The following is an 8,537-nucleotide window of genomic DNA, read 5'->3' on the forward strand; positions in this document are numbered from 1 at the left end:
AACCCCACCGCTAATCCATAACGGTGGGGTTTTATTTTAAAAACTTTTGCTGATTCAAGCGATTCTATTAAGCAGCCTACACTTTGTAGTCTGCATTTAGAGCGCTACTTAGTAGCCAAGCCGCTAAGCTCACTCATCAGTACTGACAATGTTGATAAACCAACCTGTCCATCTTCATCTCCACTATAGAGCTCATCGAGCTTGTGCATTTCCGTCTCGACAGACCCTAGCTGATCGAGATGACGTGAACGCCACTCGCTAAAGGCTTGCTTGGCATCTGGTTTTGATAATAAGGCATCCATTAGTAGACGCAAGCTACGTGATAGCTCATTTACTAAGGCGTGGCGTGCACGGCGATCCCAGTAGTCGTGCTGCGGTAAAGTGGCAATATTATCCATCATCCAATCTAACTGCAAGACGTGATACGCCTCGAAGTATAGTGTTGCAATTTCATCGACAGGACGTTCATATTGCTCAGCCAGTAACGCCGCATCAAGGGCATCAACGTGATAAGGCAACATAGCAAACATCGTCGCATCACTTTCGGTCAGATCCTCTTGCATTAAGCTTGTGGCATCTTCTTGCAAGTACTCTGCAAATTGCTGCTCAATGAACCCGCCTGACTTGGTTAATTTCTCGACACTATCTCTAAAGCGGCTAATCATGTCAGCGACTTGCAAGTCTTGCCCAAAGGCATTGATAAACCAAACAACACCTTGCTCAAGCGCATCGCGTAGACGTAGCTCAAGGTTTAACAACAGTGTTGCATCGATCTGATTATCTAGCGCTTCAAGCGCTTTCCATGCTATTGATACATTGAAGACATCACGGCTAATCGCATAGCCACGAATGATGGTTGCCAACGATTGGTCTGTTTCCTCATAAAGACGGAATAGAGCCTCGATACCTAAGCGGTTAACCACACTATTGGTCAGATAAGTACTGACAATCTCGCGATGCAAGCGGTGCTCAGTCATCTCATCAAAGAAGCGTGAAGCCAGCTCATCAGGGAAGTACTTACGTAACTCATTGACGAAGTACGGATCATCTGGCAAATCAGACAACAACAAGTTGTCATACACCCACATTTTGCCATAAGCCATGACGACTGCTAGCTCCGGATTGGTCAGGCCAGTAGTTGCTTTTTGACGTTTGGCAATCTCTTCATCTGATGGTAAATACTCAATCGCGCGATCCAGACGCCCTTCACCTTCTAACATTTGAATGAAGCGCTGATGATCACTTAAATTGGCTGCCGCACGAATGTGGCTAAGCTCAATCGCTTGTGGTTGTAAATAGTTTTGGCGCAGTACCAGCTCTGCTACGGTATCGGTCATAGACTCTAACAGCTCATTACGCTGCTTTAAGGTCATATCGCCCTGCTCGACTACTTTACCAAGTAAGATTTTGATATTAACTTCGTGATCTGAGCAGTTTACACCACCTGAGTTGTCGATAGCATCAGTATAAATGCGGCCACCTGTTTGCGCGTATTCGATACGGCCTTGCTGAGTAAAGCCTAAGTTACCACCTTCCCCGACGACTGCCGTACGTAGCTCGTTACCATTGATACGTACGGCATCGTTAGCACGGTCACCCACATCGGCATGACTCTCGTCCTCACTTTTCACATACGTACCGATACCACCGTTCCAGATGAGATCAACAGGTGACTTCATCAATGCTGTGATAAGCTCGTTTGGTGCAAGGTTGTCTTCACTGATATCGAACAGCGCTTTCATCTCAGCACTGATGGCAATGCTCTTATCTTGACGCGAGAATACACCACCGCCTTGACTGATAAGCGATTTGTCATAATCATCCCACGTCGAGCGTGGCATTTCAAACAAGCGTTCACGCTCGACATAAGAAGTAGCAGTATCTGGATTAGGATCGATAAAGATATGTAGATGGTTAAAGGCAGCGACCAGCTTGGTATGGGTGGATCTCAGCATACCATTACCAAATACATCACCGCTCATGTCACCGATACCGACTACAGTAAAGTCATCACGGTTTTGGATGTCCATGCCGCGCATACGGAAGTGACGCTTGACCGACTCCCAACCACCACGCGCTGTGATACCCATGGCTTTGTGGTCATAACCAACTGAGCCTCCTGAAGCAAAGGCATCATCAAGCCAAAAGTTATACTCGCTTGATAAAGCATTAGCAATATCAGAAAAACTTGCCGTGCCTTTATCGGCAGCTACTACCAAGTATGGATCATCTTCATCATGACGCACAGTGTTGGCTGGCGGGACAATTTTTCCATCAACGATATTATCGGTTACATCAAGCATACCGCGTAGGAACGTCTGATAACAGGCGATACCTTCGGCTTGAAAGGCCTCACGACCATCTGCCATGGTTTTGGTTTTGACTATAAAGCCGCCTTTGGAACCAACAGGGACAATAACAGCGTTTTTGACCATTTGCGCTTTGACCAGACCGAGCACTTCGGTCCGAAAATCTTCCATACGATCTGACCAACGCAGACCGCCACGTGCCACTTTACCACCACGTAGATGCACCGCTTCTACGCGCGGCGAATAGACGAAGATTTCAAACATAGGCTTAGGCTTGGGCAGATTAGGAATGTCTGCTGCCAAGAACTTAAACGATAAACGGTCTTTACGTTGGCCATCGCTATCAGTTTGATAAAAGTTGGTACGTACCATGGCTTTGATAAGGTCCAAGTACCAACGTAAGATACGATCTTCATCTAGGCTATCTACATCTGCCAATGCTGCTGTAACTTGCTGCTCAATCTGCGCTGTTTTCTTATTGCGTTCCTCTTCGCTGTATTTAGGATTCATACGTGCATCGAATAGACTGCCTAATGCCACACTGATTGCATTATTTTTGACGACCGTTTGTTGGATGTAGGCACTAGAGAATGGCGCTCTTGCTTGTATCATATAACGAGACAATGCGCGTAATACGACGACATCATAAGTGTCTAGTTTGGTAATCAATACCAGCTCGTTAAAAGAGTCACTCTCAACGCGCCCAGCCCAAATTTGTTTTAAGCTGTCCTCAAACTGACCACGTACCACTTGCATGTTGACAGTATTGACGTTTTCTAGGATTAGCTCATACTCTTGCATCCAGATCGGCTGATCTGGCAAGTCAAACTCATATGTCTGTGCTGAGATAACTGACACACCGAAGTTTTCTAGAATCGGTAGTACTTTAGATAAAATCACTGGTTGATTGCGGCCGTACAGTTTTAGATGCAACTGATTACCTGCATCTCCTGTTGATTGGTATAAATGCCAAATCATGGGCTGCTCATCGTTCAAGCTTGCCAGACGCTTGGTATCCTCAACCGCAGTACGCGCATCAAAACGCTCTTCGTAAGCTGCAGGAATATAATTTAAGAAGCGACGCTTTAGAGCATTGGCTTGCTGCTCACCGACATTATCAAGCAGCATTTTTTGATAATGATCGCTCCATGATTGCATGAGTGCTGATAGCTCGGACTCAAGTGCCGCTGTATCTACCTCATTAACTTGGCCTGGTACCGTACGTACGTGCACATGTACGCGGGCGTGTTCAGATTCATTGAATTCGGTAGTAAAACCAGATGAGGTGCCACCATAAGCATCTTTTAATACTTGCTGTACTTCAATGCGCAGTTCGGTATTGAATTTATCGCGCGGAATATAAACCAAGCACGACACAAAACGTTGATAATGGTCGATACGGCTAAATAAGCGTAGACTCTTTTTATCTTGTAATTGGCTAATACCAGAGACGATAGGATATAACTCTTCAACGCTGGCTTGAAACAAATCATCGCGTGGTAACGTGTTGATGACGTGCATCATTTTATAATAAGCATGGCCTGCACGTGGTAAGTCAGCCATTGCCATGATTTTGTTGGCTTTTTCACGTAATAGTGGGATTTGTTGTACCGTAAGCTGATAGGCTTGTGAGGTCAATAAACCAATAAAGCGATACTCGCCGACTAGTCTGCCATTATCGTCAAACTTATGAATCCCCAAAAAATCCATATAGACTGGGCGATGGATAGGTGATACACGGCTTGACTTAGACAACATAAGTACACGTGGTTCAGTCAAAAGTTGCTTGAGCTCGCTTGGTAGTCTATCAAAGCTTTCAGATAGCTTATCTTCTGCAGCACCTCGTAGTAGACCAAGACCACTATTACCGATCGCAAACAAATCTAGGTCCGCGTCTTTATTGGTACCACCCTGTTTACTCTCGGCAGACGTATTAGTAACGTCAATATAGTTGCCACCTTCAAGGCGATATTCTCGATAGCCTAAAAAGATAAAATGATCATCTAAAATCCAATCTAAAAATGCCTGGATTTCTTGCTGAGAATAAAAGACCTCTGGCAACGGTTTTTGTGACAACTCAACTTTGATATCGGCCAAACGCGAGCGCATCTCTTTCCAGTCGCCAACCACGGTATCAAGCGTATCAACTTTGTCTAAAAGTATCTGATGTAGCGCATCTAGTTCGCCATCATCTTGATAGGCAATCTCGCAGTGAATGAGCGACATATGAGAAGTGGCACTTTCATGTGCATTATCGACTTGGGTCAGATGGCCGTCTTCGTCACGCTTTACACTAATAATTGTATTATAAGTACGGTGAACATCGATTCCTTGAGCTTCAAGGCTCATAAGCATCGTATCTACCAAAAATGGACGATCGTATGCCACCATTTGGATAACAGTATGCGAGCTATGAAAATGCTGCTCTTCAGCGATAGGATTAAAAACCGCTAACTGCGGCTTACTACCTTCATAGGCTTTTAGTAGCGTAAAGTGATGCAATGCCATACCTGCTAAATCAGCATCACTTATGACGTCCGCAGTTTCATGATGCAGCGGTCGATAATAGCTGTTGATAAAGTGATCAAGTAGTGATTTGTCTTTTTGCACATAACTGGTTGCAATATCACTTATCTGGCCAATACGCTCTTTTGTGATACCAAGAGAATTGGGCATAGCATTTGTCCTTTTTATAAGTTTGATTTTTTTGATTAATTGTCGATTACGTTTTTGTTTGACACACTAAGGCGTGACCTTATTTCTGTCCTATCCAAAGTTTATTGTTCAGATTGAAGAATTACCCTAGTGCATAAACATCCTTGACTTGTACACCACGCTAGTCTATTGAATTGTAACGCACCTATCAGCATAGCTAAAGTGTAAAAAATTATTTCATGTATACGTATTGTCTTGATAACCTTTATTCATAAGATAATTGTTCATTATATCGTTAATTTGATGGTAATAAATTTTAAATATTCTTTTATATAGATATTCTACGCTGTTGTTAAAATAATATTGAACAAATTTTGACTGAATAGAATTCAAAGCCAAGGTTTATGTGTCGATTTCTTATTAGAATGCTGCATGGAGTAAGGTTAACAGATGGATACGAATGGCAATGAGTGAGACTTTTTTGTTAGAATACGGCAGTATGTTTAACAGTACTTCATTGATTCGCTATTAACGCTTAATTAAGGGTAAGATGTATGATGAATATTTTGGTGATCGGCTCAGGTGGTCGCGAACACGCATTGGCTTGGCAGTGTGCCAAAGATGATAATGTGCAGCGTGTCTATGTCGCACCTGGTAACGCTGGCTCTGCTTTGGAACCCAAATGCCAAAATGTTGTCCTAGAATCTACCAATAATGACGCTAGTGAGCATAGTGCTGTCATCGAATTTTGCCAAAACAATGCCATTGATATGGTCATCGTTGGTCCTGAAGCTCCATTGGTTACAGGTATTATCGATGCTTGCCGTGACGCTGGTATCAAAGCATGGGGGCCGACTGCTTATTGCGCCCAGTTAGAAGGCTCAAAGACCTTTGCCAAAGAATTTATGGCTCAGAACAACATCCCAACCGCAGCTTATCAAGGCTTTACCGATGCTACTGCTGCCAAAACCTACGTCGATGAGCAAGGCGCACCGATCGTCATCAAAGCAGACGGTTTAGCCGCTGGTAAAGGCGTCATCGTGGCTGAGACTATTGAGCAGGCCCATGAAGCTATCGATGATATGCTGGCGGACAATAAGTTCGGTGATGCTGGCAGTCGCGTGGTGATTGAGCAGTTTTTGCAAGGCGAGGAAGCCAGCTTTATCTGTATGATCGATGGTGACAATATCTTACCGATGGCGACCAGCCAAGATCACAAGCGTGCTTATGAAGGCGATACTGGCCCTAATACAGGTGGCATGGGCGCGTACTCTCCAGCACCAGTGGTCACCCAAGACGTGCATAATAAAGTGATGGCGCAAGTGATTCAGCCAGTGGTTGATGCTATGAAAGCCGCAGGTCATCCTTATACTGGCTTTTTGTATGCAGGTCTGATGATTGATAAGTCAGGCGACCCTTATGTTATTGAATTTAACTGCCGTTTTGGTGATCCAGAAACGCAGCCTATTTTAATGCGTTTGCAGTCATCGATGATAGACTTAATCGCTCAAGGGCTGGCAGGTCATCTGCCTCATGAAGCTAAATGGGACACGCGCCCTGCTCTTGGTATCGTCCTTGCCTCTAAAGGCTATCCTGAAAGCTCATCGAAAGGTGATGTGATTGCTGGCTTGCCAGAGTTGGATGCCGATAATACCAGCTTGGTCAAAGTCTTTCATGCTGGTACCGCATTTTCTCAAGATGGCACTACCATTGATTCACAAAAAGTAAGTCATAACAACGATAACAATGCAAAAGAAGTGATTACAAACGGTGGCCGTGTATTATGCGTGACGGCTTTAGCGGATAGCATTTTAGACGCACAGCAAGCAGCACTAGCCGTGACAGCTGCTATTAGTTTTGATGGTGCGCATTATCGCCGTGATATAGGTCATCATGCTATTGCACGTGAGCAGTCTTAGGTTCACTTATATTCAAGACAGTATATTTTGTCACAATATTTTGCTCTACTAATAAACTATGTGGTTTGTGCCCCAGCCTAAATATGAGCTGGGGTGTTTTTAGTATTTTCATTCGTGCTATGACCTATGGGTCAGTACGACTTTGTATACTAACCTTGCATGTCCCTTGTATTGTTAGTCTTAAACCCGCAAATCAGTACAACCTGATGAATGGTTATATTTATGGCACATGATACGTCTAGATCGTCTAACAACAATAAGCAATCAATCGACACTCTAAAAACCTCGGGGTTTGAACGTCGATTATCGATTGCTAAAACCTCTTTAAATATTGGTCGTCGCTGGGCAGGTAATAGTATGTCTGGTATATTTTTGGACAAGCAGGCACGCTCGAAACGCAATCAAGTTTTTATGGAGGCGCAAGCGAACTATGTTGCAGAAGAGCTAGGTAAATTAAAAGGCTCAGTGGTTAAGATTGGTCAAATGTTGGCGTTGTATGGTGAGCATATATTACCGCCAGAAATCACCAAAGCACTGCAAACACTTAATGATGACACAGCAACGCTCACTTGGCCAAAGATAGAACAGACCCTACAGCATATATTAGGCGACAAACTAAATGAGCTTGAAGTAGATACGGTTCCTATTGGCACTGCCTCCCTTGCTCAAGTTCACCGTGCAACGGTATTAGAAACTGGCGAGCAAGTCGTACTAAAAATTCAATACCCCGGTGTGGCAGAAGCAATCGACTCTGATCTTGCACTGTTTAAACGCTTATTAAAGGTAAGTAATGTCGTGCCACAAACACGTGCGCTTGATACGTGGTTTGAAGAGATACGCGACCTACTCCACAATGAAGTTGATTACAGTACTGAGGCTGCAACGACAGAACGTTTCTACAGTCGTTTGGTTGATGATCCTCGCTATGTCGTACCTAAGATTAATCGTCACTATTCAAGTAAGCGTTTGCTGTGTATGACTTATGAGCCTGGTGTCTCTGTCACCTCAGAAGCACTGCAATTGGTAACGCATGAACGACGTAATGCTATTGGTCAAGCAGCGATAGAAGTTATGATGCAGGAGATATTCGTTTGGGGCGAGATGCAAACTGATCCAAATTTTGGTAATTACTTAGTGCGTATTAGTGATAACGTTGAAGAGTTAGATAAACTTATCTTATTAGACTTTGGCGCTATCAGGCAGTTTGATAATACTTTATTAACTATTGCACGTAACTTATTACGCGCAGGCTATCATCATGATCATCAAGCAATGGTAGAAGGTATGACGGGTTATGAGTTTTTTAATACGATGAGTGACAAAGTTCGCTCCGATATTGCCTCATTATTCTTACTTGCGACAGAACCTTTTAGTCATCCTGATGCGAATCCTAATATACCGGCAGATTGTTTAGATGAAAGAAAACGTTATATTTGGGCCAATAGTAAACTCCATTCACGTATCTCAGAACGTGCTACTCAAGCAATTCAGTCGTTCGAATTTAATTTACCTCCAAAAGAGTTTATGTTTATTAGTCGTAAATTTATCGGGGCTTATACGTTTTTAACGGTCATTAACGCTCATACTGATTCTGAAAAACTGGTAAAACCTTTTTTATAATAATTTTATTGATATTTAAATTTTGAAAACCGCT

The 8,537-nt window shown here is 43.4% G+C and carries 3 protein-coding genes; 2 read left to right on the forward strand and 1 reads right to left on the reverse strand.

The features are described 5' to 3' along the window. Nucleotides 1-104: 104 nt before the first annotated feature. Nucleotides 105-4,985 carry an NAD-glutamate dehydrogenase gene (locus PENNN9_RS06340; protein ID WP_058368859.1) on the reverse strand — a complete coding sequence of 1,627 codons (4,881 nt, stop codon included), beginning with the start codon at nt 4,983-4,985 and terminating at the stop codon, nt 105-107. 536 nt (nt 4,986-5,521) lie between these two features. On the opposite strand from PENNN9_RS06340, the gene purD reads away from it, so the two are divergent. Together purD and PENNN9_RS06350 are read left to right on the forward strand one after the other, a co-directional pair. Next, a complete protein-coding gene (gene purD, locus PENNN9_RS06345) occupies nt 5,522-6,883 on the forward strand; it encodes a phosphoribosylamine--glycine ligase (protein WP_058368860.1) in 1,362 nt (453 codons plus the stop codon). A gap of 222 nt (nt 6,884-7,105) precedes the next feature. Beyond that, nucleotides 7,106-8,503, forward strand: coding sequence for an ABC1 kinase family protein (locus PENNN9_RS06350; protein ID WP_058368861.1), 1,398 nt, complete (start codon nt 7,106-7,108; stop codon nt 8,501-8,503). Nucleotides 8,504-8,537 lie beyond the last annotated feature (34 nt).

Source organism: Psychrobacter sp. ENNN9_III, assembly GCF_001462175.1.
GTDB lineage: Bacteria > Pseudomonadota > Gammaproteobacteria > Pseudomonadales > Moraxellaceae > Psychrobacter.